Source organism: Amycolatopsis sp. La24, assembly GCF_029087445.1.
GTDB lineage: Bacteria > Actinomycetota > Actinomycetes > Mycobacteriales > Pseudonocardiaceae > Amycolatopsis > Amycolatopsis nivea.
Window position 1 is genome coordinate 14,680 of the sequence record NZ_JARACH010000053.1, and the last position, 26,128, is coordinate 40,807.

At 69.9% G+C, this 26,128-nt stretch carries 24 protein-coding genes; 11 read left to right on the forward strand and 13 right to left on the reverse strand.

Annotation, left to right across the window (positions count from 1 at the left end; all coding sequences use genetic code 11):
- Window positions 1–163: 163 nt before the first annotated feature.
- Entirely contained in the window at window positions 164–889 is a 726-nt protein-coding gene (locus PUT80_RS34870; protein ID WP_275294688.1) for a GntR family transcriptional regulator, read from the reverse strand.
- Between the two features lie 356 nt (window positions 890–1,245).
- Window positions 1,246–2,010, reverse strand: a complete 765-nt coding sequence (locus PUT80_RS34875; protein WP_037818783.1) for an SGNH/GDSL hydrolase family protein — start codon at window positions 2,008–2,010, stop codon at window positions 1,246–1,248.
- Between the two features lie 126 nt (window positions 2,011–2,136).
- On the opposite strand from PUT80_RS34875, the gene PUT80_RS34880 reads away from it, so the two are divergent.
- A complete protein-coding gene (locus PUT80_RS34880) occupies window positions 2,137–3,336 on the forward strand; it encodes a glycosyltransferase (protein WP_275294689.1) in 1,200 nt (399 codons plus the stop codon).
- Between the two features lie 62 nt (window positions 3,337–3,398).
- On the opposite strand, the gene PUT80_RS34885 is transcribed toward PUT80_RS34880, so the two are convergent.
- Both PUT80_RS34885 and PUT80_RS34890 read right to left on the reverse strand, forming a co-directional pair.
- Window positions 3,399–4,391, reverse strand: coding sequence for an aldo/keto reductase (locus tag PUT80_RS34885; protein ID WP_275294690.1), 993 nt, complete (start codon window positions 4,389–4,391; stop codon window positions 3,399–3,401).
- 750 nt (window positions 4,392–5,141) lie between these two features.
- Window positions 5,142–5,453, reverse strand: coding sequence for an antibiotic biosynthesis monooxygenase (locus PUT80_RS34890; RefSeq protein WP_006247389.1), 312 nt, complete (start codon window positions 5,451–5,453; stop codon window positions 5,142–5,144).
- A gap of 107 nt (window positions 5,454–5,560) precedes the next feature.
- Between PUT80_RS34890 and PUT80_RS34895 the strand changes: the two genes are divergently transcribed.
- On the forward strand, window positions 5,561–6,502 hold the full coding sequence (locus PUT80_RS34895; RefSeq protein ID WP_275294691.1) for a helix-turn-helix domain-containing protein: 942 nt from the start codon (window positions 5,561–5,563) through the stop codon (window positions 6,500–6,502).
- A gap of 492 nt (window positions 6,503–6,994) precedes the next feature.
- On the opposite strand, the gene glgC is transcribed toward PUT80_RS34895, so the two are convergent.
- From glgC to PUT80_RS34915, 4 genes are all read right to left on the reverse strand, one after another.
- Window positions 6,995–8,212, reverse strand: a complete 1,218-nt coding sequence (gene glgC, locus PUT80_RS34900) for a glucose-1-phosphate adenylyltransferase (protein WP_275294692.1) — start codon at window positions 8,210–8,212, stop codon at window positions 6,995–6,997.
- Window positions 8,209–9,366: a glycogen synthase gene (glgA, locus tag PUT80_RS34905; protein WP_134663472.1), complete on the reverse strand. Its 1,158-nt coding sequence runs from the start codon at window positions 9,364–9,366 to the stop codon at window positions 8,209–8,211. The genes glgC and glgA overlap by 4 nt, the downstream gene beginning before the upstream one ends.
- Window positions 9,367–9,432: 66 nt before the next feature.
- Window positions 9,433–10,188, reverse strand: a complete 756-nt coding sequence (locus tag PUT80_RS34910) for a putative protein N(5)-glutamine methyltransferase (protein WP_037818777.1) — start codon at window positions 10,186–10,188, stop codon at window positions 9,433–9,435.
- Window positions 10,185–10,670: a universal stress protein gene (locus PUT80_RS34915; protein ID WP_199841133.1), complete on the reverse strand. Its 486-nt coding sequence runs from the start codon at window positions 10,668–10,670 to the stop codon at window positions 10,185–10,187. The genes PUT80_RS34910 and PUT80_RS34915 overlap by 4 nt, the downstream gene beginning before the upstream one ends.
- A 207-nt stretch (window positions 10,671–10,877) precedes the next feature.
- Between PUT80_RS34915 and PUT80_RS34920 the strand changes: the two genes are divergently transcribed.
- Window positions 10,878–12,950 carry an AMP-binding protein gene (locus tag PUT80_RS34920; protein WP_037818776.1) on the forward strand — a complete coding sequence of 691 codons (2,073 nt, stop codon included), beginning with the start codon at window positions 10,878–10,880 and terminating at the stop codon, window positions 12,948–12,950.
- A gap of 2 nt (window positions 12,951–12,952) precedes the next feature.
- Here PUT80_RS34920 and PUT80_RS34925 read toward each other — a convergent pair whose 3' ends face one another.
- Window positions 12,953–13,837 carry a LysR family transcriptional regulator ArgP gene (locus PUT80_RS34925; RefSeq protein WP_275294693.1) on the reverse strand — a complete coding sequence of 295 codons (885 nt, stop codon included), beginning with the start codon at window positions 13,835–13,837 and terminating at the stop codon, window positions 12,953–12,955.
- Between the two features lie 70 nt (window positions 13,838–13,907).
- On the opposite strand from PUT80_RS34925, the gene PUT80_RS34930 reads away from it, so the two are divergent.
- The 7 genes from PUT80_RS34930 to PUT80_RS34960 all read left to right on the forward strand — a co-directional run bounded on the left by PUT80_RS34930 (window position 13,908) and on the right by PUT80_RS34960 (window position 21,509).
- Complete coding sequence (locus tag PUT80_RS34930) at window positions 13,908–14,513, forward strand: LysE/ArgO family amino acid transporter (protein WP_343076911.1); 606 nt, start codon at window positions 13,908–13,910, stop codon at window positions 14,511–14,513.
- Between the two features lie 70 nt (window positions 14,514–14,583).
- Window positions 14,584–15,036, forward strand: a complete 453-nt coding sequence (locus tag PUT80_RS34935; protein WP_275294695.1) for a MarR family transcriptional regulator — start codon at window positions 14,584–14,586, stop codon at window positions 15,034–15,036.
- Complete coding sequence (locus tag PUT80_RS34940) at window positions 15,033–15,830, forward strand: ATP-binding cassette domain-containing protein (RefSeq protein WP_134732917.1); 798 nt, start codon at window positions 15,033–15,035, stop codon at window positions 15,828–15,830. The genes PUT80_RS34935 and PUT80_RS34940 overlap by 4 nt, the downstream gene beginning before the upstream one ends.
- Window positions 15,790–16,611, forward strand: a complete 822-nt coding sequence (locus tag PUT80_RS34945) for an ABC transporter permease (protein WP_134663478.1) — start codon at window positions 15,790–15,792, stop codon at window positions 16,609–16,611. The genes PUT80_RS34940 and PUT80_RS34945 overlap by 41 nt, the downstream gene beginning before the upstream one ends.
- Before the next feature lie 45 nt (window positions 16,612–16,656).
- Complete coding sequence (locus PUT80_RS34950; protein ID WP_199818087.1) at window positions 16,657–18,786, forward strand: transglycosylase domain-containing protein; 2,130 nt, start codon at window positions 16,657–16,659, stop codon at window positions 18,784–18,786.
- A 158-nt stretch (window positions 18,787–18,944) separates the two neighbouring features.
- Window positions 18,945–19,322: a contact-dependent growth inhibition system immunity protein gene (locus tag PUT80_RS34955; RefSeq protein WP_275294713.1), complete on the forward strand. Its 378-nt coding sequence runs from the start codon at window positions 18,945–18,947 to the stop codon at window positions 19,320–19,322.
- A gap of 573 nt (window positions 19,323–19,895) precedes the next feature.
- A complete protein-coding gene (locus tag PUT80_RS34960) occupies window positions 19,896–21,509 on the forward strand; it encodes an AMP-binding protein (RefSeq protein WP_275294714.1) in 1,614 nt (537 codons plus the stop codon).
- A 102-nt stretch (window positions 21,510–21,611) separates the two neighbouring features.
- Here PUT80_RS34960 and PUT80_RS34965 read toward each other — a convergent pair whose 3' ends face one another.
- The 4 genes from PUT80_RS34965 to PUT80_RS34980 form a co-directional block, all read right to left on the reverse strand.
- On the reverse strand, window positions 21,612–22,019 hold the full coding sequence (locus tag PUT80_RS34965) for an ATP-binding protein (RefSeq protein ID WP_037818767.1): 408 nt from the start codon (window positions 22,017–22,019) through the stop codon (window positions 21,612–21,614).
- A 2-nt stretch (window positions 22,020–22,021) separates the two neighbouring features.
- Window positions 22,022–22,396 (reverse strand): STAS domain-containing protein, encoded by a 375-nt coding sequence (locus tag PUT80_RS34970; RefSeq protein WP_051172419.1) that lies wholly within the window; start codon window positions 22,394–22,396, stop codon window positions 22,022–22,024.
- Window positions 22,397–23,492: 1,096 nt separating this feature from the next.
- Window positions 23,493–25,088 carry an FMN-binding glutamate synthase family protein gene (locus PUT80_RS34975; RefSeq protein WP_343076912.1) on the reverse strand — a complete coding sequence of 532 codons (1,596 nt, stop codon included), beginning with the start codon at window positions 25,086–25,088 and terminating at the stop codon, window positions 23,493–23,495.
- Window positions 25,089–25,129: 41 nt separating this feature from the next.
- Window positions 25,130–25,651 (reverse strand): DUF6790 family protein, encoded by a 522-nt coding sequence (locus tag PUT80_RS34980; protein ID WP_275294696.1) that lies wholly within the window; start codon window positions 25,649–25,651, stop codon window positions 25,130–25,132.
- Between the two features lie 59 nt (window positions 25,652–25,710).
- On the opposite strand from PUT80_RS34980, the gene PUT80_RS34985 reads away from it, so the two are divergent.
- Entirely contained in the window at window positions 25,711–26,124 is a 414-nt protein-coding gene (locus PUT80_RS34985; protein WP_037818764.1) for a MarR family transcriptional regulator, read from the forward strand.
- Window positions 26,125–26,128: the final 4 nt, after the last annotated feature.

Here is a 26,128-nt window from a genome sequence, read left to right on the forward strand (position 1 = left end):
TCGCGGCGCACTCCCACCCGCCGGACGTCGTTCTCTGTTCCGCACTCCGCCGCACGGTCACCCAGCCCACGCCCGCTCTGCCGCCGGAAACCGCAGCGCACTTGGGCGTCGTGCGTGTTTGTGCCGGTAAGAACCGGCATCACCACGCACGAGGCTCGCCGGATCACGCCGCCCCGCGTTGCAAGGTCGCGCGCAGCGTGAGGCGGTCCGCGCGGATGTGCAGCCACTCCGCGTCGACCGGTCGTCCGTCCGGCAGCCGGGTCAACCGGTCCAGCGCGAATACCGCGGTCCCCGGCGCGACGTCCAGTAGCGCGGCCGTATCCGGCCCGGCGGACACCGCGTGCACCTCGACTTCCGCCCGCCCCAACCGGATTCCGTTCGTCTCCTCCAGGAGCGCGAACAGGTCCCGGTGCGCCAGGTCCTTCCCCAGCAACGGAATCCCCAGATCCGCGACCAGATAGGTCGAGTCCAGCGACAACGGCGCCCCGCCCAGCCGCCGGACGCGCTCGAGATGCACGACCTGCTCCCCCGCCGCCAGGCCGAGCCGCTCGGCCACCGACGGCGGCGCGGCGACCGTCTCGGCGGTGCGCACCTCGTTGACGACCTCGCCGTGCCCTTCGAGCGCCTCCGCCAACCCGGTCAGCCGATCGAGCCCGTGCCCGTACTTCGGGCGCACGACCAGCGTCCCAACGCCTTGCCTGCGCTCGACGAGCCCTTCGTCCCGCAGCAAGCCGAGCGCTTCCCGCACGACGTTCCGCGACGCGCCGAACCACTCGCCCAGCGCCCGCTCGCCCGGCAGCAGATCCCCGACCTCGCCCGCGACGATCCGCTGCCGCAACCCGTCGGCCACCTGCCGGGCCCGTTCCGCCCTCCGCTGCGTAGTCACCACTTCGGCGACGCTACCTGGATTTTGATTACGCCGAGGTTACGCCACCCGCATTGACCTGCGGAAACGCCGTGAGCAGCGGGAACGGCGACCCGGTGGCGCGTTCCGCCACCGCGAAGCGGCCGGACGGGCGCGGACGCTCAGGCGGGATCGGAGCCGGGCTAGGCCAGCGGCCTCCGTCACCTTCGGCGGAGAGTTCCCTTGAGCCACCACCGCGAGCCCGCACCGCGACCGGCCGCAAGCCCGCACCCCGCCCGGCCGCAAAGCCGCACCCCGCACCGCGACCGCGACCGGCCGCAAGCCCCACCGCAACCGGCCGCAAACCCGCCCCGCGCCTCAGCGTCCAGCAGCCGGAACGCTCAGCAAATGCTCCCCAGGCTCGACGTCCAGCCCCACCACATCCCGTACTCGGCGAGGTTCCCCGCGTCGTTCAGGTGCACGTTGTCCGCCAGCCACGGGCTCGGGTTCGGCAGGTTCGCCGAGCCCGCGGGCGGGATGTACTGCCGCAGGTCGACGAGCGCCGTCCCCTTGGCGACCGCCGTCTCGTAGATCGACGAGGCGTACTGCGACCAGAAGTACTTCTGCGTCTGCCCGCCCCACGGGTTGGGCGTCCACTTCAGCTCGGCGTAGATCGACAGCAGGATGTCGACCCCGGGCCGCGCGGCGCGGATGTTGTCGATGACCTTGCCGAGGTTCGCCTTGAACACCGCCGGGTCGGTCTGCGAGATCAGCTCGTTGCCGCCGAGGTCGATGAGCACCAGGTCGGGCTGGCGCTGCGTGATGTCGGCGAGCGCGCCGGTCGTGTCGGGCCAGCGGCCGCCGGGGAGGTAGTCGGTGGCCATCGCGCCGTTGTGCGCGTAGTTCTTCGTGGTGGTGTTCCACTCGGCGTGCAGGTCGTTGGCGATTTTCGTGGTCCAGCCGTACGTGGTCGGCGCGTAAGTGTCCGTAGTGGACTGGTAGCCCGTGGTGCCGTAGCCGGTGTCGGCCGACGTGCCGAGGATCGCGACCTGCTCCTTCTTGGTGCACCAGGTGCTGGTCTGCCCGGCGTCGGCGGCGACGGCGGGGGACATCGCGATGCCGAAGCCGACCAGGGTCAGCAATGCCGCGACACGGGCTTTTCGCATGGGGACCGGGCCTTTCCGGGGAGGATGATCTGCGGATGTGTCGCGGCGGCCGCCCCGCGCGTTACCGGTGTGCCCGAACAGAAACCTGGATGCGGGGAGCGTCACGGTTCTGGCAGTCTCGAGGAGGTGAAGATCTTGTTCGCCACCGCGCCCGGGTACGGGCTCACTCTCCCGCTGATCCCGGTCGTCTGGGCCGCCCGCGCCGCCGGGCACGAGGTGCTGCTGGCCACCACCGCCGAGATCGCCGAGGTGTCCGCGCGCGCCGGGCTGCCGGTCGCCGACGTCTTCCCCGGCCGCGACATCTGGGCCGATCTGCTGGCGAACGTCAAGGACGGTTCCGCCCCGGACGCGGACGAACCCGAGGAATACCGGCTCGCGCGGCAGGCCCAGGGTCCGTTCGGGCTCTTCACCGCCGCCATGACCGGGGGCACCATCGAAGCGGGCCGGGCGTTCGGCGCGGACCTGGTCGTCTACCCGTCCGACCACGGGGCCGGCGCGCTCGCCGCGGTCGCGCTCGGCGTGCCCGCGCTCGAGGTCGGCAACCGGATCTCGTGGTCGGCCAGGGACCTCTCGTGGCGCGCCGAGCACGACGACTTCCTGAGCGGCGAACTCGTCGCGCTGATGCGCGAGAAGCTCGGCATCGGCGACGCGCCGCCGAACGTCATCGCCCGGATCGACCCGCGCGCGCCGAGCATGGGCGGGCTGCGCGCGGGCGAGGAGCACGTCGACGAACGCGACGGCGCGCCTTGGTGGCCGATGCAGTTCGTGCCCTACAACGGCGGGGCGGTGCTGCCGGAGTGGACGCTGCGGAAGCCGGAACGGCCGCGAGTGGCGGTCACGCTGGGCACGGTGGTCCCGGCGATGACCGGGGTCAGCAGTTTGAAGGTCGTGCTGGACGCGCTCGGCGGGATGGACGTCGAGGTCGTCCTCGCGGCGGGCACCGCTGATCTGAGCGAGCTCGGCGAGCTTCCGGAGAACGTCCGGTCGGTGGGATATCTGCCGCTCTCGGCGTTCTTGCCGGGGTGTTCCGCGATTGTGCACCACGGCGGGTCCGGGACTACCGCCGCGCCGTTGTTCTACGGGGTGCCGCAGGTGGTGTTGCCGAGTTTCGCGGACAATCCGATGTCGGCGGAGCGGGTGGTCGAGCGTGGCGTCGGGCTGAGCCATGATCCGTCCGCTGTGGACGTCGAGACGATGCGGAAACTGGTGCGCCAGGTACTCGAGGACAATGCGTTCTCCACGGCGGCGGCCGAGGTGCGCGCGGAGATCGCCGGGCAGCCGAGCCCTTCCGACGTCATCGCGCGCGCCCTCGCCGCGTTGAGCTGAACCGGATCCGGCACCGCGCGGGGCGGACCCGGCAGGACCGTCGGCCGGTTCGGCCCGCGCGCTCAGCGGCCGAACAGCGACTTCAACTGCTCGGGAACGCGCTCGCCGCGAATGGGAATCTGCGCCGCGGCCTCCTCGATGTGCTGCAGGTCGCCGGGCGTCAGCTCGACGTCGAGCGCGCCAAGGTTTTCTTCGAGGCGGTGCAGCTTCGTGGTACCGGGGATCGGCACGAACCACGGCTTTTGCGCCAGCACCCAAGCGAGAGCGATCTGGGCCGGGGTGGCTTTCTTGTCGCCGGCGATCTGCTGGAGCAACTCGATCAGCGCCTGATTGGCCTGTCGTGCTTCGGGCGTGAAGCGCGGCAGGGAACGGCGAAGGTCGTTGTCGGCCAGAGGCGTGCGATCATCGATTTTGCCGGTCAGAAAGCCTTTCCCGAGCGGACTGTAAGGCACCAGGCCGATGCCCAGCTTCTCCAAGGTCGGAATGATCTCGGCTTCGTGCTCGCGCGTCCACAACGAGTATTCGCTTTGCAGCGCCGTTACCGGCTGCACGGCATGAGCGCGGGCGATTGTCGCCGCGCCCGCCTCCGACAAACCGAAGTGCTTGACCTTGCCTTCGGAAATCAGCTCTTTTACCGTGCCCGCCACGTCTTCAATGGGCACCTGGGGATCGACGCGGTGTTGGTAGAGAAGGTCGATGCGATCGGTGCGAAGACGCGTGAGCGACGCCTCGGTCACCCGGCGGATCTGCTCCGGGCGGCTGTCGAGGCCCGACATCGGGCTCGGTCCGTGTTCGCCGTGCCGGATGCCGAACTTGGTGGCGATCACCACCTGGTCGCGCACCGGAGCCAGCGCCTGACCGACCAGTTCTTCGTTGGTGAAAGGACCATAGACTTCAGCGGTGTCGAAGAACGTCACGCCTCGATCCGAGGCCGCCCGCAGCAGTTTCGTCATCTCGGCGCGGCCCGGGGGCTCGCCGTAGAAGAAACTCATGCCCATGCAGCCCAGTCCCAGGGCCGAAACTTCGAGTTGCTGTCCCAGCAAGCGCTTCTGCACCGCAAATGCTCCTCAGTAAACATCATCCAGGCCATTTGCGCAGGTCAGCGGCTCGTTCGCCCAGTTGGCGCATCAAGCGATAGACGCAAAGCCGACGTGATTAGGTCGTCGGTTCGATTCCGACAGGCGGCTCCGGCGAACAGCCCCTGACCTGCGCAAACGCAGGGCAGGGGCGGTTCGGTTCTGGTGGTCGCGCGATGCGCTGGCCTCACGGCTCTGCCCGACACCGACGTCGCTCTCCTCTGCGACGGACCCCTCGCCGGCTGAGCGCTCGCGGCCGGCATCCTGTCCGTGTGCCGATATGCCTCGCTCCGCTCGGCAACGCAGCGTGGCGTTGTGTCGCGACCTGGACGTGCGAGGTGTCAACGGTGCGTCGGCGCAGCGATCGTTGTGTGCGCAGCGAGATGCTCCATGCCGCACGCGCGGCGCGCACGAACGCAACGCCCCGGAACGCCAACGACCCGTCATCGCTGCGACGCGCAACGCGTCTCCCGTCACGGCAACGGATCGCAACCACGACCCGCCCACGGCGCCTCGCGGGACGGAGGGCAAGTTGACACAGTTGCGCTGCCATGGAACCGCGCTGGCTCTCTCGATGACCACCGGTGAAACAGTGCCCCTCCAGGCTTGCGCCTGGTGTTGCCTGGCCTCCTCGTGATCGGCCCGTCGGGGATCGTCAACGTGGTGCGGGTGTCGAGGAGGTCGGGTCCGACGGCTCGGCGGGGCGCGATCGTCTCGTGCGTTGGCGGACTACGGGAGCTTGGACGCGAGGACGTCGGCCGCCAGGATCTCGGGTGCTGCGCCGAGGAGGTGCTGGTTGGCCATCAGGGCTGCGACGATGGCGCCGTTGGCGTGGGCGTCGCGAGCGGCCTCGTCGGGGAATGCATCGAAGATCCAGAAGGTGTCGGCGTGGGTCCTAGCCGCGAACCAGACAATCGTTCCTACTTCTTCGTTGGCGAGTGCGACAGCGCCGGCGAGCAGATCGGCGAGCGCGTCGTGCTGTCCATCGGCCGCGACGATCTTGGCGACGAAGGCATACGGAAGTGATGCGGGTGTGGACATGAGGGGTTCTCCTTGAAGTCGGGGTTCTTCGTGGGGCGAGTTCAGCGTATGACGAGCGAGGGCCGGTGGGGAGTGGCGTATACGGCAGTATTGCTATTGTTCGCGCCATGCGTATCGGACTGATCGCGATCGACGGCTGCTTCGGTTCGGCGGTCGCGTCGGTCATCGACATCGTGCGGGTGGCCGACGGAGCCCGCGGCGATGTCGACCCGCGGATCGACCCGATCGAACTCGCCATCCTCGGACCGAAACGGCGAGTGACCACGACGGCATCGATGACCCTGTCGGTGGACCACCCGCTGTCGGAGTCCGGAGAGTTCGACGTGGTCGTCGTCCCTGCGCTTGGAACCCTCACGGCCGCCGCGACCCACGACGCCCTCCAGAGCCGAGATGCTCGTTCGGTCATCGCCTCACTCGGGCGCCTCGACGACGCGACCACCCGGATCGCCGCGGCGTGCACCGGCGTGTTCGCCGTCGCCGAGACCGGACGGATGCATCATCGGCGGGCGACGACCAGCTGGTTCCTGGGGCCGGAGTTCCTGAAGCGCTATCCGACCGTCGCCCTCGATCTCGACACCATGGTCGTGGTCGACGGGAACCTCGTCACCGCCGGCGCCGCCTTCGCCCACATCGACCTCGCGCTCTCACTCGTGCGATCGATCAGCCCCGACCTGGCCCAACATGTCGCCAAGCTCCTCATCATCGACGAGCGCCCGTCGCAGGCGGCCTTCGTCGCCTACGAACATCTCCGGCACGAGGACCCGATCGTCGTCGAGTTCGAACGCTTCGTGCGCGCCCGCCTGGACGAACCGTTCAACGTCGCCTTCGTCGCGCAGTCGCTCGGCACCAGCCGGCGCACCCTCGAACGACGAGTCCGTGCGGCGCTCAACCTCACTCCGCTCGGCTTCGTCCAACGGCTTCGCATCGAACGAGCTCGGCACCTCTCAGCAACCACGGACCTCACCTCCGCCGAGATCGCGCGACGGGTCGGCTACGCGAACGCCGAGACTCTGCGCTCCCTCCTGCGCAGGGAGCGACGCCATTCCTGACCTATCGCCATGCCTGTAGCCGGTGTCCTAGCGCTCGGTTGGAACCACCTCTCAGCACGTCGCGTCGACGCTCCTGCGTCGCCCCTGGACGACCCACTCGACACGCCCGCAGCACAGGCCATGTGCCGTGCCCCGGCTTCCCGGACGGTCGGGGTTGGGTGGCTGTGATGTCGCTGCGTTCTCGTCGAGGGGGTCAGCAGACCCGATCAGGGTCGATTGGGATGAGCCGCGAAGGCGGTCAGGTCAGGGCGGCCGAAGCCGGCCGGCGGGGTAGCGTCGGACACGTCGAGGTCTTTCGGATGGATGGCGTAGGAACCTCCATCGTCGGGAGACCTCGACGTCTATCTGCGGACCGACGCGCCCGGCCGACCTACACCCTCATCTGGGAAGAGCCCCATTGCTACTGCCCACAGATTAGGCAGGCCCTTCCGACATCTGGGAGATCCTGATGATGCAGGTACTGCGAGAACCCCTCTCGCCAGGGCACCGGCCCTAGATCGCGGTTTCTCCCTTGCCCAGCACGACAATCCCGAAATCGCTCACGTGGTAATGGCCGCGATCCCGCGCCAGGTCCACCCCGATGTGCGCGCCGGGCGGGACGACGACGTTCTTGTCCAGGATCGCGCGCCGCACCACCGCGCCGCGGCCGACCCGGGCGCCGTCCAGCAGCACCGAGCCCTGCACGACCGCGCCGTTCTCGATGAAAACATCCGGCGACAGCACCGAATCCACGACCTGTGCGCCGGAAATGATGCAGCCGTTGCTGACGATCGACTGGGTCGCGGTGCCGCCTTCCACGAACTTCGCCGCCGCGCGCTGGCCGGGATGGGCCAGGATCGGCCATTTCCGGTTGTACAGGTTGAAAATCGGCTGCGTCGAGATCAGGTCCGTGTGCGCGTCGTAATAGCTGTCGATCGTTCCGACGTCGCGCCAGTAGCCGTGGTCGCGGCTTGTTTCACCCGGCACCACGTTGCCGTTGAAGTCGTAGACCGCCGCCTCGGATTTTTCCACCAGCGCCGGGATGATGTCGCGGCCCATGTCGTGTTTGGACGCCGGGTTCTTGGCGTCCGCGTGCAGCGCGTCGAGCATTACCTGCGTCGTGAAGACGTAATTGCCCATCGACACATACGATTCGTCCGGCGAATCCGGCAGGCCGGGCGGGTCCTCGGGTTTCTCCAGGAACGCGTCGATCTTCGTCCCGTCCTCGGTGCTGATCACGCCGAACGACCGGGCCTCCGCGCGCGGCACGCGAATCCCGGCGACCGTCACGCCCGCGCCGGACGCGATGTGCGCGTCGATCATCTGGCGCGGGTCCATCCGGTAGATGTTGTCCGCGCCGAACACCGCGATGTACGCGGGCGATTCGTCGTGCACGAGGTTGAGGCTCTGGTGGATCGCGTCCGCGCTGCCCTGGAACCAGCGCGGGCCGAGCCGCTGCTGGGCGGGCACCGGCGTGACGTACTCGCCGGTCAGCGACGACAGCCGCCAGGTCGTCGAGATATGCCGGTCCAGCGAATGCGATTTGTACTGCGTCAGCACGCAGATCCGGCGGATCCCGCCGTGCACCAGATTGGAGAGCACGAAGTCGACCAGCCGGTGCACGCCGCCGAACGGGACCGCGGGTTTCGCGCGGTCGGTGGTCAGCGGCATCAGCCGTTTGCCCTCGCCGCCGGCGAGGACGATTCCCAGCACATCGGATCCGTCGATCACGAAACCCTCCCGCACGCCTCGTAAACCCCGACCGTCGCGGCGGCGATCGCTGCCCAGCCGAACTCTCCCACCGCGCGGTCCCGTCCGGCCAGGCCCAGCCGGGTGGCGCGATCGCGATCCGCGGCCAGGTCGTTGATCCCGCGCGCGAGCCCGGCCTCGAAAGCGCCGGGCTCGTTCTCGTCGTAATGCACCAGCACGCCGGTCTCGCCGTCCGCGACCACCTCCGGGATGCCGCCGACGTCGCTGGCCACCACCGCGGTGCCGCACGCCATCGCTTCCAGGTTCACGATGCCGAGCGGCTCGTACACCGACGGGCACACGAACACCAGCGCGTGCGTCAGCAGCTGGACGACCTCGGTGCGCGGCAGCATCTCCGGAATCCAGTGCACGCCGGACCGGTTTTCCTGCAATTCCGCGACAAGCCCGCGGAACTCCGCGTCCAGCTCCGGCGTGTCCGCACCGCCCGCGCACAGGATCAGCTGCACGTCTTCGTCCAGCGCGGCCCCGGCGCGCACGAGATGCGGCACGCCTTTCTGCCGCGTGATCCGCCCGACGAACAACGCGTACGGCCGGTTCGGGTCGATGCCGTGTTTCTCCAGCACATCGGTGCCCGGATCGGGTTGGTACAGCTCGGTGTCGATGCCGTTGCGCACCACGTGCACCCGCGCCGGATCGACGTTCGGGTACGCGGCGAGCACGTCGCGCCGCATGCCGGAGCTGACCGCGATGATCGCGTCCGCCGCCTCGTACGCGTCGCGTTCGATCCACGACGACACCCGGTAGCCGCCGCCGAGCTGCTCGGCCTTCCACGGCCGCAGCGGTTCGAGCGAATGCGCGGTGATGACGTGCGGGATGCCGTGCGCGAGCTTCGCGAGATGGCCGCCGAGGTTCGCGTACCAGGTATGACTGTGCGCGAGATCGTGCCCGGCGAGGGCGTCGGCCATCGAGACCGCGATGTCCATGGTGGCGAACGCGGGCTGGGCGTACCCGTGCGCGTCGCGGTGCCCGTGCGCGCCGTCCGGGCGGTCGGGGCCCCAGCAGTGCACGTCAAGGTCGACCAGCGACCGCAGTTCCCGCGCGAGGAACTCGACGTGCACCCCCGCTCCCCCGTACACGTCCGGCGGGTACTCCCGGGTGAGCAGGCCGACCTTCATGGGTCGACCCTAGACGTCCGCCCCGGACGCACGCAGTACGGAAAGCGGGCGAATCCGGTTCGCCGCTCAGTGTTCGCGCCGTCCTACCACGACGGTCGCGCCGAGTTCGTCCTCTTCTTCCACCCACGCGACCAGCCCCGCCCGCCGCAGTTCGGCCGTCGCGGCGTCGGCTTGGCGTTCGCTGGCCTCGAAAAGCACGTGCCCGCCCGGCACCAGCCACTCCGGAGCCTCGGCGACGACGCGACGGAGCACGTCGAGACCGTCGGCTCCCCCGTCGAGCGCGACACGGGGTTCGTGGTCGCGCGCCTCGGGCGGCATGAGCGCCACGTCGTCGGTCGGGACATACGGGACGTTCGCGATCAGCACGTCCACCCGGCCGCGCAACCGCCGCGGAAGCGGGGCGTAGAGATCGCCTTGGTAGACCTCACCAGGCACGTTCTGCCGCGCACAGTCCACCGCGGCGGGCTCGACGTCCGCCGCGTGCAGCTCGATCCCGGGCACCTCGGCCGCGACCGTTGCGCCCAGTGCACCGGAGCCGCAGCACAGATCGAGCACCACCGACTGCTCCCGCGCGAACCCGGCGGCCAGCCGCACGAGCAGTTCCGTGCGGTGCCGGGGCACGAAGACGCCCGGCGCGACAACGAACCGGCGGCCGACGAATTCCGCCCAGCCGAGGATGTACTCCAGCGGTTCCCCGGCGACCCTCCGCTCGACCATCCCGGCCAGGTCGCCCGATTGGCCCAGCAGAAGCCGGGCCTCGTCCTCGGCGAACACGCACCCGGCGGCGCGCAGCCGCGCGACAGTGTCCTCGAAGTCGCTCACGGCACCACGACGACGGGCCAGGTCGCGGCGCGCACCAGCCGGTTGCCGACCGAACCGACGAGCCGGTGCCCGCCCTGTTCGGAGGCGCCGACCACGACCATGTCCGCGTTCACCTCCTGCGCGGCCTGACGCAGTTCGGGGAAGGTCTCGCCGCGGCGGACCACGAACGTGACCGGCACCTGCAGGTCGGCCGCCCGGTCGCGCAGTTCCGCGCGCAGCTGCTCGATCTCTTCCTCGAAGGTCTGCTGCTGCACGTCGACGACCGCGGCCGCGGCGAGGCCGGTCCACACCGTCGGCGCGGCCACGTACACCACGACCAGCCGCGCGCGCTGCCTCCGCGCGAGGCCGCCGCCGTAGGCCGTCGCCCGCAGCCCGGTCGGCGAAGTGTCCGCGCCGACCAGGATCACGCGCGGTCCGTCGGTGCCCCGTTCGTACGGGCCCGGATCCCAGCTGGGTCCGTATTCCTCGACCAGTTGCTCCACCCGGCCCATTATGTCCGGCGTGCCGGACGTCGCCGGGTCGCGCCCGTCACCCTCGGGCACGCTCCGCAAGAAAATTCCCACCCAGTTGGATTTTGGGCCTTTCGGAGTACCCCGGGCGTCTCGTGCCTGGTAGCGTCCCCGCAACCTGAACACGCGTCCGGGAAGGACCGGGGAGCCCACACGCGTGCGGCGGCGAGGCGGATCGCGATGCGAGACGATGTAGTCGAGGCGAGTGCGGTGGTCGGGCACTCGCCCGAACAGGTGTGGCAGATAGTCGGCAGTCCGGAGCTGTACCCGAGGTTCGTCCCGGCGATCAGCTGGTGCGAGGTCACCGTTCCGGCCGAGCGCGGGCGCGGGCCGCACTGCCTGATCCGGCTGGCCCCGGACCGGCACACCATGGTCGAGGGCACGATTCACGCGGCGGTGTACCGCCCGGGCGAGCACGTCGTCTGGTGCGGGCTGCCGGACGAGCGGACCTGGGTGTCGGTCGAACTGCGGCCGGTCCCGCGCGGCGGCACCGAGATCGTGCTGCGGATGATGCTCCCGTCGCTGCCCCCGGAACACTCCGACCTGCTCGCCCGAGGCACGGCGAAAGGCCTGCTCAAACAGCTGGCGAAGCGGATCGGGCAGCAGCTGTCCGGGCTGCCGGGCGACCCGCCGGAGCAGGAGCCCGCCACCGCCCTGCGCACGGCGAACACGCTGGTCCGAGCGGGCGTGCTGGCCGCGGGACGGCCGGACAAGATGGTCAAGCAGCTCAGTTCCCTCGCGCGCTGGGGCGCGACCCTGGCCGGCGGATACCTCGCCGCGACCGCGCGCGGGGCCGATGACGTCGCGGTGCACGACGAGCGCAACACGCGCACGTTCGGCGAGATCGACGAACGCAGCAACCAGCTGGCCAACGCGCTGGCCGCGCTCGACGTGAAGCCCGGTTCGCGGGTCGCGCTGATGTGCCGCAACCACGCGGCGATGATCGAGGCGTTCGTCGGCTGCAGCAAACTCGGCGCCGACGTCGTCCTGCTCAACACCGGTCTCTCCCCCGCCGCCGTCGAGGAGGTGCTCACGCAGCACCCGCCCGCCGCGGTGCTCGCCGACGACGAGTTCGCGCCGATCATCGCGTCGGTGCCCGGCGAATTCCCGCGCGTGAGCACGTGGGACGACGCCGACCAGGGCTACCGCACGCTCGACGAACTGCTCCAGGACGCACCGACGACCCGGCCGAAGCCGAGCGAACACGAAGGCCGGATAGTCGTGCTGACCTCCGGCACCACCGGGGCCCCGAAGGGCGCGCGCCGTCCGACGCCGAAGGGCGTGAGCACATCGGCGACCGTTTTGTCGCGAATCCCGTTGCGGGCACGGGACAAGATCGCCGTGGCCGCCCCGCTGTTCCACAGCTGGGGGCTGGCCGCGATGCAGCTCGGCATGGCGCTGCGGGCGGAGCTGTCGCTGATCCGCCGGTTCGATGCGGAGCAGACGCTGCGCACGATCGCCGAGCACCGCTGCGACGCGCTGTTCGCGGTCCCGATCATGCTGCAGCGGATCCTCGACCTGCCCGAACGCGTGCGCAACCGGTACGACCTGTCGTCGCTGCGGATCGTGGCGAGCAGCGGTTCGGCGATGCCGGGCGCGTTCGTGACGTCGTTCATGGACACCTTCGGCGACGTCCTCTACAACTTCTACGGCTCCACCGAGGTGTCCTGGGCGAGCATCGCCGACCCGGCCGACCTGCGCGCCGCGCCGACGTCCGCGGGCCGCTGCCCGCCCGGCACCCAGGTCGCGATCCTCGACGACGACCGCCGCCCGGTCCCGCCCGGCGACGAGGGCCAGATCTTCGTCGCCAACGACATGCTGTTCGACGGCTACACCAACGGTTCCAGCGTCCCCCGCGCGCACGACCTGATGGCCACCGGCGACGTCGGCTACCAGGACGCGTCCGGACGGCTGTTCGTCACCGGCCGGGCCGACGAGATGATCGTGTCCGGCGGCGAGAACGTGTTCCCGCGCCCGGTCGAGGAAGCACTGGCCGCACTGCCGGGCGTCTCGGACGCGGCCGTGGTCGGCGTCCCGGACGACGAGTTCGGCCAGCGGCTGGCCGCGTACGTCGTGCTCCGCCGCGGCGCCCGCATGCACGCGGAGGACGTCCGGCACTACATCCACCAGCGGCTCGCGAGGTTCGCTGTGCCGCGCGATGTGTACTTCGTGCCGGAGCTTCCGCGCAATGCGACCGGGAAGATCGTGAAGCGGCTTCTCAACGACGACCTTTGGCCGATCGCGCAGGGGTAGCCCTACGGCCCCAACGCGCGCCCAGCCGCCCTCCCCACCGCCTCCGCCACCGCGGCCAGCGACGGCGAGTCCAGCTTCCACTGCTGCCAGTACAACGCCACGTCGACCGCCCGGTCCGGCGCGAGATCCACCAGTTCCCGTCCGGACAGCTGCAGTTCCGGCACCATCCCCCAGCCGAGCCCGGCCGCCACCGCGTCCACAAAGGACACCGACGCCGGGATGCAGTGCCGGGCGCGGCCCGAGAGCTTGCGCCGGGTCAGGCGGCGCAGGAACCGGTCCTGCAAATCGTCTTTCCGATCGAACACCACCACCGGCGCGGCGGGCAGCCGCTCCGCGAGCGAGCCGCCGTCCAGCCAGCGGCGCACGAACTCCGCCGACGCCACTGCCCGGTACCGCATCGTGCCGAGGCGGCTGACCGTGCAGCCCTGCACCGGTTGCGGCGTCGCGGTGATCGCGGCCATCACCAGCCCCTCGCGCAGCAGGGCGGCCGTGTGGTCCTGGTCGTCGCTGCGCAGGTCGAACGAGACCGGCGGTTCGGCGGGGACCTCTTCGAGCGCGGCCAGGAACCAGGTGGCCAGCGAATCCGCGTTGACCGCGATCGGCAGCGTCGTCGGCTGGCCGGCTCCGCCGAGGCCCAGTTCCGCGCGGGTGTCGGATTCGAGCCGGGTCAGCTGCCGGGCGAACCGCACCAGCACCTCGCCGGATTCGGTGAGCCGCACGGGTTTCGACCGCAGCACGAGCACCCGGCCGATCCGCTGCTCCAGCGCCTTCACCCGCTGGCTCACCGCGGGCGGCGTCACGTGCAGGACCGCCGCGGCCCGGTCGAACGACTGCTCGTCGACCACCGCGAGCAGAGTGCGAACCTGGTCGAGCGGAAGATCGGACATCACGAACGCTTATCTTAGTTCAGAACCTTTACCTGGAATAATGCGGACGACCGCTTCTACCGTCGGCAGGGTGATCGCAGCGCTCAGCGCCGGGTTCGGCACCGGCATGTCCCTCATCGTCGCCATCGGCGCGCAGAACGCTTTCGTGCTCCGCCAAGGATTGCGCGGCGGTCTCGTCGTGCCGGTGATCCTCGTCTGCACGCTGTCCGACGCGGTCCTCATCGCCGCCGGGGTGAGCGGGATCGGGGCGGTGCTGCAGCGGTGGCCGTCGGCGATCAAGGCGATCGCGATCGTCGGCGGGCTTTTCCTGGTGGGATACGGGATCCTCGCCGCGCGCCGCGCTTTCCGGCCGGGCACGCTGGCCGTCGCCCCGGCCGACCTGTCCTCGCCGAAGCGCGTCCTCCTCACCTGCCTCGCGCTCACCTGGCTCAACCCGCACGTCTATCTCGACACCGTCCTTCTCCTTGGCTCCGTCGCGGCCGGACACGGCGACAGCCGCTGGCTGTTCGGCATCGGCGCGGTGGTCGCGAGCGCGGTCTGGTTCAGCACGCTCGGGCTCGGCGCGCGAAAGCTGTCCGACGTCTTCGCGCGTCCCACCGCCTGGCGGATTCTGGACGGCGTGATCGCGGCGACCATGACCGCGCTGGGCGTCGCGTTGCTGCTTCATCAGGGATAAACCAGCAGGCTTCCGGCGAACGAGACATTTAGCGTTGCTAATGACTCTGACTTAGAGCTAACTTCGAGGCATGCCCGCACCCCGGATCGACCTCGCCGAACGCGTTCTCGCCGCGGTGCTGGGCGTACGCCGTGTCGTACGCCGCCGCGTGCGAGCCGAACTTCCCGGACCGCATCTGCCGGGCTCGCAGGTGGAACTGCTGCGCGTCGTGCACCGGAACCCGGGCATCGGCGTCGCGGCGGCGGCCCGGGAGCTCAGCCTGGCCGGGAATTCGGTGAGCACGCTCGTGAACGTGCTGACCGAGGCGGGCCTGCTGCGGCGCGAGGTCGATCCGGCCGACCGCCGGGCCGCGCGGCTGCAGCTCACCGACGCGGCCCAGGACCGGATGGCGACCTGGCGGCGTACGCGAACAGGCCTGGTTTCCGCCGCGCTCGCTCAACTGTCCGAAGAGGACACTTCGGCGATCTTCGCCGCGCTGCCCGCCCTCGAACGGCTCACCGAAGTGCTCAAGGAGGACACGTGAGCGAACCGGCAGTCCGCTGCACCGAAGTGCGGCACTCCTTCGGGACCACCGTCGCGGTCGACGGCGTGGATCTCGCCATCGAGCCCGGCGAGGTCTTCGGCCTGCTCGGCCCGAACGGAGCCGGGAAAACCACCACGATCCGGATGATCACGACGCTTTTGCCCGTCTCGCCGGACCGCATCACCGTCTTCGGGCTCGACGTCGCCCGCCGCCGGATGGCCGTCCGCCGCCTGATCGGCTATGTCCCCCAACAGCTTTCCGCCGACGGCGCGCTCACCGGCCGCGAGAACGTGTCGCTGTTCGCCCGGCTCTTCGACGTGCCGCGAGCCCAACGCGCCGCCCAGGTGCGGGAGGCGCTGGAGCTGGTCGGCCTCGAGAACGACGCGGACCGCCCGGCCGGGCGCTACTCCGGCGGCATGATCCGCCGGCTGGAACTCGCGCAAGCGCTGGTCAGCTCGCCCCGGCTGCTGATCCTCGACGAGCCCACCATCGGCCTCGACCCGGTGGCGCGCTCGGCGGTCTGGGAGCGGATTTCCGAGATCCGCGCCCACACCGGGATGACCGTGCTCGTCACCACCCATTACATGGACGAAGCCGAGCAGTACTGCGACCGCGTAGCGCTGATGCACACCGGCAAGATCCGCGCGCTCGGCACCCCGGCCGACCTCGAGGCCGGGCTCGGCCCGCAGTCCACTTTGGACGACGTGTTCCGGACCGTCACCGGGAACGCGCTCGACGCAGGAGGGATCCGCGATGTCCGCGCCGCTCGCCGCACCGCCCGCCGTCTCGGCTGACCCCGGCCCGCTGGGGCAGTTGCGCGTCCTGTTCTCCCGGATCGGCGCGATGTGCCTGGTGGAACTGCAGAAACTCCGCCGGGACCAGACCGAATTGCTCACCCGGGCGATCCAGCCCGCGCTGTGGCTGCTCATCTTCGGCGAAACGTTCACCCGGTTGCGCGCGATCCCGACCGGTTCGGTGCCCTATCTCGACTATCTCGCGCCCGGCATCCTGGCCCAGTCCGCGCTGTTCATCTCCATCTTCTACGGCATCCAGATCATCTGGGAGCGCGACGCGGGCGTCCTCGCGAAGCTGCTCGTCACGCCCACGCCGCGCGCGGCGCTGGTGGCGGGCAAGGCTTTCGCCGCCGGGGTGCGCGCCCTCGTGCAGGCGTTCATCGTGGTGATTCTCGCCGCACTGCTCGGCGTCGGGCTGACCGCGAACCCGTTGCGGCTGCTGGGCGCCGCGGTGGCCGTTGTGCTCGGTTCGGCCTTTTTCTGCTGTCTTTCCATCGTTATCGCCGGTTTGGTGCTTTCCCGCGAACGGCTGATGGGCATCGGCCAGGCGATCACGATGCCGCTGTTTTTCGGGTCCAACGCGCTCTATCCGGTGAACCTGATGCCGTCCTGGCTCAAGGTGCTGAGCCACGCGAACCCGCTCAGCTACCTTGTCGACGCCTTGCGGGGATTATTGATCGGCACCCCGGAGAACCTCTGGGCCGACTTCGGCGTCTTAGTGGGTGCGACCGCGCTGGCGATCGCGGTCGCTTCGGCTCTGCTGGGAAGGTTGGCTCGATGAAACACCCTCGTCCGCACACCGGTTTCTCACCGGGACAGGCATAGGTTGGGAACCGTGTCTCGTCGCAGGGGGATAGCCCCGTTCCTCGGATTGTGCGTACTGGCCGGGATTCTCGTCGCGGGCACGCTCGCCCCGGTCGCGATCGGCGCCGGCGTGCTGTCCAACCAGGTCAGCGATTCGGTCGACGCCATTTCCGCCGATCTCGTGCACGCGGAGCCGCCGCTCGTCACCACGGTCACCGACCGGAACGGCGGGACGATCGCGACTTTGTACTCGCAGTACCGCATTCCGGTCACTCCGGCGCAGATCTCCCCGGCGATGAAAGCCGCGATCGTCGACATCGAAGACCGCCGATTCTACAGCGAGGGCGGCGTCGACCCGCAGGGCATGCTGCGCGCCGCGGTGCACAACAGTTCCGGCGGGAACCTGCAAGGCGCGTCCACGCTCACGCAGCAATACGTGAAGAACTACCTCGTGAACGTCGTGGACCGCAACGACAAGGCGGCGCAGCAACGGGATCAGGAGGATTCGCTGGCACGCAAGCTGCGCGAGGCGAAGATGGCCGTGCAGCTGGCGCAGACCGTGTCCAAGGACGACATCCTCGCCGACTACCTGAACGTGGTCGAATACACCGGCACGGTGTACGGCGTCGGCGCCGCCGCGCAGGCGTATTTCGGGACGACCGCGGACAAACTGACCGTGCCGCAGGCGGCGCTGCTCGCCGGGATGGTGAACAACCCCAACATCTACAACCCGTACACGCATCCGGACAAGGCGCTCCAACGGCGCAATCTGGTGATCGATTCGATGGTGCAGGCGCATTCGATCCCGGCGTCCTACGGGGCGACCGCGAAGGCGACCCCGCTGGGCCTCAGCGGTGCGCGGCCGCAGGCGCCGGCGAGCACGTGCCTCGGCGCGGCTCCCGATGCCGGGTTCTTCTGCGCGTACGCGGTGCGCTATCTCGTGCAGTCCGGGCTCACCGTCGACCAGATCGACACCGGCGGATACACCGTGAAGACCACCATGGACCCGCACGTGAGCCAGGTGACGAAGGACGCGGTCGACGCGAACGTGCCGACCACGCAGGACGGCGTCGCCAACACGTTCGCGGTCGTGCAGCCCGGCGCCGACGGGCACCAGGTGCTCGCGATGGTCGCGAACCGCAACTACGGCACCGATCCCGACCAGGGCGAGACGTCCACGAACATCGTGGCCGACGCGAGCAACAAGTTCGGCGCGGGCTCGTCGTTCAAGATCTTCACCTCGGCCGCGGCGATGGTCGCCGGGAAGGCGGGCCTGAACACGCCGCTGCCGAACCCGTTCAGCGACTGTTTCAACCCGCCCAACATGAACCGGTACACGCACTGCTATCCGGTGAGCAACGACGGCACGAGCTACCCGAACCCGATCACGCTGGCCGCCGGGCTCGCGACGTCGCCGAACGTCGCGTTCGTCGGCCTGGAATCGCAGGTGGGCATGCCCGCGGTGCTGGACATGGCGCGGAAACTGGGCCTGCGCAACACCATGGCGACCAACGACGCGGGCAGCAAGCCGATCACCGACCCGTCGGACGCGCGGTCGAAGAACCCGCAGTACAACGAACCGCAGTCGCAGTATTTCCAGAACCTGCTGTCGTTCACCCTCGGCAACAGCCCGGTGAGCCCGCTGGAGATGGCGAACGTCTCGGCCACCCTGATGAGCGGCGGGATGTGGTGCCCGCCCGACCCGATCCTGTCCGTCACCGACCGCCACGGCCAGCCGGTCGCGCTGCACCAGCAGGCATGCGAACAGGTGATCCCGCCCGGCGTCGCGAACACGCTGGAGGCGGGGCTGAGCCAGGACACCACCATCGGCACGTCCGCCCGCGCGGCCCAGTCGGCGGGCTGGACCCACCCGGACATCGGCAAGACCGGAACCACGCAGGAAAGCGAATCCGTCGCGTTCGTCGGCGGAGTCGACCACTACGCGGTGTCGTCCATGGTCTTCGCCGACGGCCCCCACCCACAGGAAATCTGCCCCGGCACCCCAGTCCACCTGGGCAACTGCGGCCACGGCGCCTTCGGCGGCACGGTCGCCGCGCCGCCGTACTTCGCCGCGATGAACCAGCTGCTGGCCGGACAGCCGGACGTCCCGATCCCGCCCCCGGACCCGGCCTACCTGGACGCGCACGCCTGAGCCGCTGGGGCTTTGCCATGCGGGGAACCCTGACTCGCTCGCGGTTTCCCCGCACGGGCCTCCCGCGGACCGTCAGCGGCTCTCCGAAACTCGTCCCCGGAACGAGGTGATCACCCCTGTCCCGACGACCCGACCGGTCCGCCCAGTCGCTGGAGCAGATCGAAAACGCCGACTGGGGCGACCCTCCCGCCAACGCGACCAGGCTAATCGAGACCGTGCATCGCTTGCGGCGCAAGCCCATCGCCCTGCTCACGGCCGAAGACCTCCGCCTCCTGCTCGGCCAGGACGTCGGCGCGCCGATCCTCCTGCCGCGCGCGCTGGCGATGCTGGAGCACGACCCCCTCTGCGAAGGCGACCTCTACCCCGGCGATCTGCTCGCGTCGACACTGCGCATCCCGCCGTCGCACTGGCACGCCCGCCCGGACCACCTCGAGCGGCTCGAACGCGTCCTCGCCGCGCTCGACACGACCGCCGAGGACTTCGACTTCCTCCTCCGCAAGCCCATCGCCAAGTTCCGCGAGCGGCTCGGTTCCTGACCGGCGCGGCACGGCCCGCCGCACTCCGGCACCAAGCCCGCACCCACCACGGTGGCCGCACCGACGGCTCAGCCCGCCAACCCTGTCCCGACTGCGCTCCGTGCCCCCGCGAGCAGCTCCGTTCCTGACCGGCGCGATCCGCCGCACTCCGGCACGAAGCCCGCACCCACCACGGTGACCGCACCGCGGGCACAGCCCGCCAACCCCGTCCCGATTGCACTCCGTGCCCCCGAGAGCGGCTCGGTTCCTGATCGGCACGATCCGCCGCACCCCGGCACCAAGCCCGCACCCACCACGGTGACCGCACCAAGGGCGCAGCCCGCCAACCCCGCCCCGACCGCGCTCCATGCCCCCGCGAGCAGCTCCGTTCCTGACCGGCGCGATCCGCCGCACCCCGGCACCAAGCTCGCACCCACCACGATGGCCGCACCGACGGCGCAGCCCGCCAACCCCGCCCCGACTGCACTCCGTGCCCCCGCGAGCGCCGTCCGATGTTGCGTCTTCCTGACGGTCGTAAAACGTATTACAGTAGCTGGACGCGTGAATGGCCGTCGTCTGAATTGGGGGCACGTGGTGCAGCTCCAGCCGAGTGCGCATGTCGACACGTTCTGCCGGGACCACCTCCCGCCGTTCGAGCAGTGGCCGCGGTTGTGGTTCGACCTGCCCGAACTGCAGTACCCCGACCGGCTCAACGCGGCCACGCGGCTGCTCGACGACACGATCGCGCGCTGGGGAGCCGACCGTCCCGCGTTGCTCTCCCCCACCGAATCCTGGTCCTACGGCGACCTGCTGACGCGCGCCAACCAGATCGCCCACGAACTCACCGCGCAGGGCGTCGTGCCCGGGAACCGCGTGCTGCTGCGCGGGCCGAACACCCCGTGGCTCGCCGCGTGCTGGCTGGGCGTGCTCAAGGCGGGCGCGGTCGCCGTCGCCACCATGCCGATGCTGCGCGCGCACGAACTGTCGAAAATCATCGAGGCGAGCACGCCCGTCCTCGCCCTGTGCGACCACCGGTATCCCGAGGAACTGCAGTCCTTCGACCTCCCCCTGGTGCCCTACGGCGGCGACAGCCCCGACGACCTGGCCGCCCGCTGCGCCGCCCGTCCCGCGACCTTCGAGGACGTCGACACCGCCGCGGACGACGTCGCTCTCCTCGCCTTCACCTCCGGCACCACCGGCCGTCCCAAGGCGACCATGCACTTCCACCGCGACCTGCTCGCCATCGCCGACACGTTCTCCCGGCACCTGGTCAAACCCCGGGAAACCGACCTGTTCTGCGGCACTCCCCCGCTGGCGTTCACGTTCGGCCTCGGCGGCCTGCTGGTCTTCCCGCTGCACGCCGGCGCCGCGACGCTGCTCATCGAGCGCGCCACCCCGACCGAACTCGCCAACCTCGTCGCCGAGCATCACGTGACGGTCCTGTTCACCGCGCCCACCGCGTACCGCGCGATCCTGGCCTCCGACCGCCGCCCGCTGCTGTCCGGCTTGCGCCGCGCGGTGTCGGCGGGCGAGGCGCTGCCGGAATCCGTCGCGACCGACTTCCACGAGGCCACCGGCCACTGGCTCATCGACGGCATCGGCAGCACCGAAATGCTGCACGTCTTCATCTCCGCCGCCGACGAGGACGCCCGTCCCGGCGCGACCGGCCGCGTCGTCCCCGGCTACCGCGCACAGATCGTCGACGACAACGGAAACCCCGTCCCCGACGGCACCCCCGGCCGCCTGGCCGTCCAAGGCCCGACCGGCTGCCGCTACCTCGCCGACGACCGGCAGACCGTCTTCGTCGAGGACGGCTGGAACCTCACCGGCGACACCTACGTCCGCGACTCCGACGGCTACTTCCACTACCGCGCCCGCAGCGACGACATGATCGTCTCGTCCGGCTACAACATCGCCGGCCCGGAGGTGGAGGAAGTGCTGCTGCGCCACCCGGATGTGCTGGAATGCGCGGTCGTCGCCGCCCCGGACGACGCGCGCGGCTCGGTCGTCGCCGCTTACGTGGTCCTCAACGAGGGCGTCCCCGGCGACGACGCGAAGGTGAAGGAACTGCAGGACTTCGCGAAATCCCTTGCCGCGCCGTACAAATACCCGCGGCGGGTGGAGTTCATCCCCGACCTGCCGCGCAACCCGAGCGGGAAAGTGCAGCGATACCTGCTGCGCCGCCGCGCGGCCGAACCGGTGAGCTGACTCCCGGAGCGACCGTCCTTACTGGACCGGCCCTCAGCCGCCAGCGTCGCCGGTGCCGACCGCCCTCCAAACCGGACCCCATCGACCGGGGAACTGGGTCCGTCAGAGCTTCCAGCCGAGCGTGACCACCGTGCCGTCCGCGCCGGTCCGCACGTCCGCTTGGTCCGCCGTCGCCTGCACAAGCAGCAACCCGCGCCCGCGCACCGACACCGGATCGTCCTCGGCCTCGTCCGGCGGACGCCACTCGCCGTGGTCGGCGATCACGACCTCGACGCTGTCCGGCCGGCACACCGCGTCGAGATCCACCAGCCCCGGTTCCCCCGGATAGGCGTGGTCCGCGACGTTCGCCAGCGCCTCGTACCCGGCGAGCACGATGTCGTGCGCGCGATCGTCCGGGATGCCGGACTCCAGCGCCCAAGCCAGCAACCGGTGCCGCAGCGCCCGCAGCGCCCCCGGTTCGGCCACGATCCCGTGGCAGCTCAGCGCGCGGGTGTCCTCCTGCACGTCCATGGTCAGCCGCCCGCTCCGGCGACCCCGGCCAGCGCCTGGTCGACCGAGGGGAACAGCGAGATCCACTCGTCGAGGCCGGTGGTCGTGAACGGCCGCGAGGTGATCGAAGACGTGCTCACGACCCGCAGCGCGCCCGCGTCGAGCTTGCGATGCGCGCCCGCCAGGACCTGCAGCCCGGACGAGCTGAGAAAATCGACCGCGCGCAGGTCGACCACCAGCACGCCAGGCTCGCGTTCGAGCACCCCGCCCACGAACTCGCCGAGTTCGGGCGCGGTGACCAAATCGATCTCCCCGCCCACGGTCACCACCGCGGCCGGCCCCCGCCACCGGACGGATACCTCGAGGTCGCCCGCGTCCTGCCCGTCTCCCGAAGCCACGATCACCGATCGTGCCCGATCGGAGGACGAATCGCCAGTGGACCACCGGACGGGGGCGCCATGATCCCTCCGCCCGGCCGCGCCCGCACTCCCCCATCGGCGGGGCTGGCGGGGGCCAGTCGCGGGGAATGGCACGTCAACCGTGGGGGTGGTCTGGTTGCGGCGATGCGGAACTGGCCGCATGGGGTGGCTCTTCACCCGACCGGCGTCGGCCCAGCAAAACTCCTCACCCGACTGCCCCCAGCTCGACAACGGCCCTTCGCCCGACCGACCTCAGCCCAGCAAACTCCTCGCCCAACTGCTCCCAGCTCAGCAACGACCCTTCCCCCAACCGGCCTCAGCCCGGCAACACTCCTCGCCCAACTGCCCCCCTCAGCTTGGCAACGACGCTTCGCCCGGCATGTCCCCATGGGGTTTTCTCTGCGGTGGGACGAAGTTCCCGCCCCAGCCGACGGACCCGGCGCGCGTTGCCGACGTCCGTGAGGGCCACCCTCACGGAATCTGATTCCCTCGGGGTGGCCCTCACGGACCTCCACCAAGCGGAGCCGCGTAGCCCGGCTCGCCAGCCGGTGCTCCGCATCGCCCTGGCAAGCGCCGCTACCGCGACCTCGCCGCAAACCACGCTGCAGAAATGGCCCCAACGCCACATTGGGTGCGTTCCACGCACCCAATGTGGCGTTCGGTGCGTCAGACGCACCCAATGCCGCATTGGGGCACCAAAGAGAACCGGAGAAGAGCAAGGGGCTTCGGCCGACCAGGTGCCCGCCTCGCCGTCGATCACCCGGCGAATATCCGCAGCACGACTCGCCCGCAACCAGGCCAGACCAACTGCCCAGCGGCACTTCCGTCCTCAGGCGAACGTCCGGGTCAGCCGCCGCCCAGCAGCGCCCTGCACTCAAGCGAACCGAGCCGCATCCGCCGCAGCCCAGTCCTCCGCCCAGTCGCGCCCTGCGCTCAAGCGAACCGGTCCGGATCAGCGCCCGCTCAGCGGCGTTCCCGCGCTCAGGCGAAAGTCCAGCCCAGTCCCCCGTCCAGCAGCGCCCTGCACTCAAGAGAACCGGTCCAGATCAACCGCCGCCCAGCAACGCCCCCGCCCTCAAGCGAACCGATCCGCATCCGCCGCCGCCCACTCCTCCGCCCAGTCGCGAGGCGGCTCCGCCAGCAGTTGCCCAGGCTCCAGCCAGTCGTACCACTCCGCGTAGGACAGCACCGTCCGCGGATCCACCCGGCGGCGCAGCAACCTCGGCGACAGCTCCGCCGGGTCCGAGACCCCCATCGCCGCCATGATGCGCATCGCCGAGGCGACCGTCGCCTCCTGGTATCGCCGCACTCGCTCGGTCTTGTCGCCCACGTCCAGCGCCCGTCCACGGCGCGGGTCCTGCGTCGCCACCCCGACCGGGCACTTGTTCGTGTGGCAACGCTGCGACTGGATGCATCCCACCGCGAACATCATCGCCCGCGCGGCGTTCGTGTAGTCCGCGCCCTGGATCAGCCGCTTCACCACGTCCGCCCCGGTCGCGACCTTTCCGCTCGCCCCGAGCCGGATGCGGTCCCGCAGACCGGTGCCAACGAGTGCATTGTGGACAATGTGCAGACCCTCGGTGAGCGGCGTGCCAAGGTGATCCGCGAACTCCAGCGGGGCGGCCCCGGTACCGCCTTCAGCACCGTCGACCACGATGAAGTCCGGTGTGACCCCTTCGGCCAGCATCGCCTTGCACACCGCCAGCACCTGCACCCGCGAGCCGACGCACAGCTTGAACCCGGTCGGCTTCCCACCGGCCAACTCGCGCATCCGGGCGATGAACTGCACCAGTTCACGAGGAGTCGAGAATACCCGGTGATACGGCGGGGAAACCACCGTTTCTCCCATGGGGACCTCGCGCACCCGCGCGATTTCCGCATTCACCTTCGTACCCGGCAGGACACCGCCCATCCCGGGCTTTGCACCTTGCGAAAGTTTCAGGGAAACGCATTTCACCGCGTCGTGTGCGGCTTTGTCGGCGAAGGTCGACGGGTCGAAATCTCCGTCCGAGGTTCGGCAGCCGAAGTAGCCGGTGCCGATTTCCCAGATCAGGTCGCCGCCGCCCCGCAGGTGATACTCCGACAAGCCGCCTTCGCCGGTGTCGTGGGCGAAGCCACCGCGGGCGGCACCTTGGTTCAGCGCGAGGATCGCGTTGCTGGACAAGGAACCGAAGCTCATCGCGGACACATTCAGCAACGCCATCTCGTACGGCTTCGTACAGTCCGGCCCGCCGACCCGGACTCGCGGCGCGTGATCCGGAACCGGCACCGGCGCGAGGGACGGGACGAGGAATTCGTATCCCTCGGCGTATACGTCGCGCTCGGTGCCGAATGGTTCTTCCGCGGCCGTGCCCTTGGCGCGCTGGTAGACAATGGACCGGACGTCGCGGTCGTAGGGGCGGCCGTCGAAGTTGCGTTCCACAAAGTACTGCTGCAATTCCGGCCGGATGCTTTCGAGCAGGAACCGCAGGTGCCCGAGCACCGGATAGTTCCGCAGCACCGAATGCCGCCGCTGGATCACGTCGTACACCCCGGTCGCCGCGAGCAGCAGCAACGGTCCTGCCAGGAACCACCACCAGGGCGACACCGTCGCGCTGAGCACTGCCGCGCCGGCCGCGAGCACGACCAGTCCCGCGACCAGTCCGAATCGGACCACACTGAGTCTTGCCACGGCGTCGAAACTAAACCCAGCGGCCACGACGTGCAGGTCGGCTAGACCAGCGCGGGCTTTTCGACAGCCGTGGCCAGTCGCTTCGAGCGGACGGCGAGGACGATCAGCACCGCCGGGAACAGCAGGTCGCAGACCAGGACGCCGCCGGTGTTGCCCGGCGCGTGGTCGCCGTTGGCGAACCACTGGTACACGTGGCCGATCAGCGCGCCCCACAGGAACATCCCGGCGCCGAGGCCGACGGTGATCCGTTCCCGGGCGGTGGCCGACGACGAGGCGGCGCGGAAGCCCATCACTGCGAGCCCGAGGTTGGCGAACGCGATCTCGAACTGGAACGGCGAGCGGGCGAACCCGATCGTGTCGGCCATCACGCCCGGCATGCCGAGGAAGGCCAAGACCATCCACAGACTGCCGCAGCCGAGCGCGGCGACGGCCCACCACCGCTGCCAGGTTTCGAGCCTGGCCTGCGGCGAAGGGCTCTTCCGGGTGCGGATCAGCGCGCCGGCGACCGCGATCAGCGGCCAGATCAGGGGGAACAGGGTCTGAGCGACGTAAGGGATCTCCATGCCGATGAGTCTTGCATAGTTAATATTAACCCGTCAACACTCCTGGTAGGCTCGCTCCCGTGGACGACGGACTTGCCGAAGCGCTTCATCGAGTGGTGTACCTGCTGGGCGAAGCCGCGCGGAAACGCGCGGACGACTCAGCCGGGCTGACCTACAGCCAGCTGCGCCTGCTGGGCACAGTGGACGACATCGAACCCGCGACACAGCACCAGCTCGCGCAGGCGATGTCGGTGTCCGACCCGGCGATCAGCCGCGCGCTGCGCCCGCTGGAATCAGCCGGGCTCGTCCAGGTGCGCCAGGACCCCGACCACGCCCGACGGCGGCTGGTCACGCTCACCGACGCGGGCCGCAGAGCCTTCCACGACACCGGGAAACCGCTCCGGGACGAGTTCCGGGAGGCCTTGCTGAAGGCGGGTTTTCCGTACGAGCAGTACCTGCGCGACACCGAGCGGCTCGCCGAACTGCTGTCCTGAAGCA

Bases quoted from the DNA above. Each gene is read 5' to 3' on its own strand.
- PUT80_RS34875 (WP_037818783.1), bottom strand. From the start codon at position 2,010: ATGCGAAAAGCCCGTGTCGCGGCATTGCTGACCCTGGTCGGCTTCGGC.
- PUT80_RS34890 (WP_006247389.1), bottom strand. From the start codon at position 5,453: ATGTCCACACCCGCATCACTTCCGTATGCCTTCGTCGCCAAGATCGTC.
- PUT80_RS34895 (WP_275294691.1), top strand. From the start codon at position 5,561: ATGCGTATCGGACTGATCGCGATCGACGGCTGCTTCGGTTCGGCGGTC.
- glgA (WP_134663472.1), bottom strand. From the start codon at position 9,366: ATGAAGGTCGGCCTGCTCACCCGGGAGTACCCGCCGGACGTGTACGGG.
- PUT80_RS34920 (WP_037818776.1), top strand. From the start codon at position 10,878: ATGCGAGACGATGTAGTCGAGGCGAGTGCGGTGGTCGGGCACTCGCCC.
- PUT80_RS34925 (WP_275294693.1), bottom strand. From the start codon at position 13,837: ATGTCCGATCTTCCGCTCGACCAGGTTCGCACTCTGCTCGCGGTGGTC.
- PUT80_RS34935 (WP_275294695.1), top strand. From the start codon at position 14,584: ATGCCCGCACCCCGGATCGACCTCGCCGAACGCGTTCTCGCCGCGGTG.
- PUT80_RS34945 (WP_134663478.1), top strand. From the start codon at position 15,790: ATGTCCGCGCCGCTCGCCGCACCGCCCGCCGTCTCGGCTGACCCCGGC.
- PUT80_RS34965 (WP_037818767.1), bottom strand. From the start codon at position 22,019: ATGGACGTGCAGGAGGACACCCGCGCGCTGAGCTGCCACGGGATCGTG.
- PUT80_RS34980 (WP_275294696.1), bottom strand. From the start codon at position 25,651: ATGGAGATCCCTTACGTCGCTCAGACCCTGTTCCCCCTGATCTGGCCG.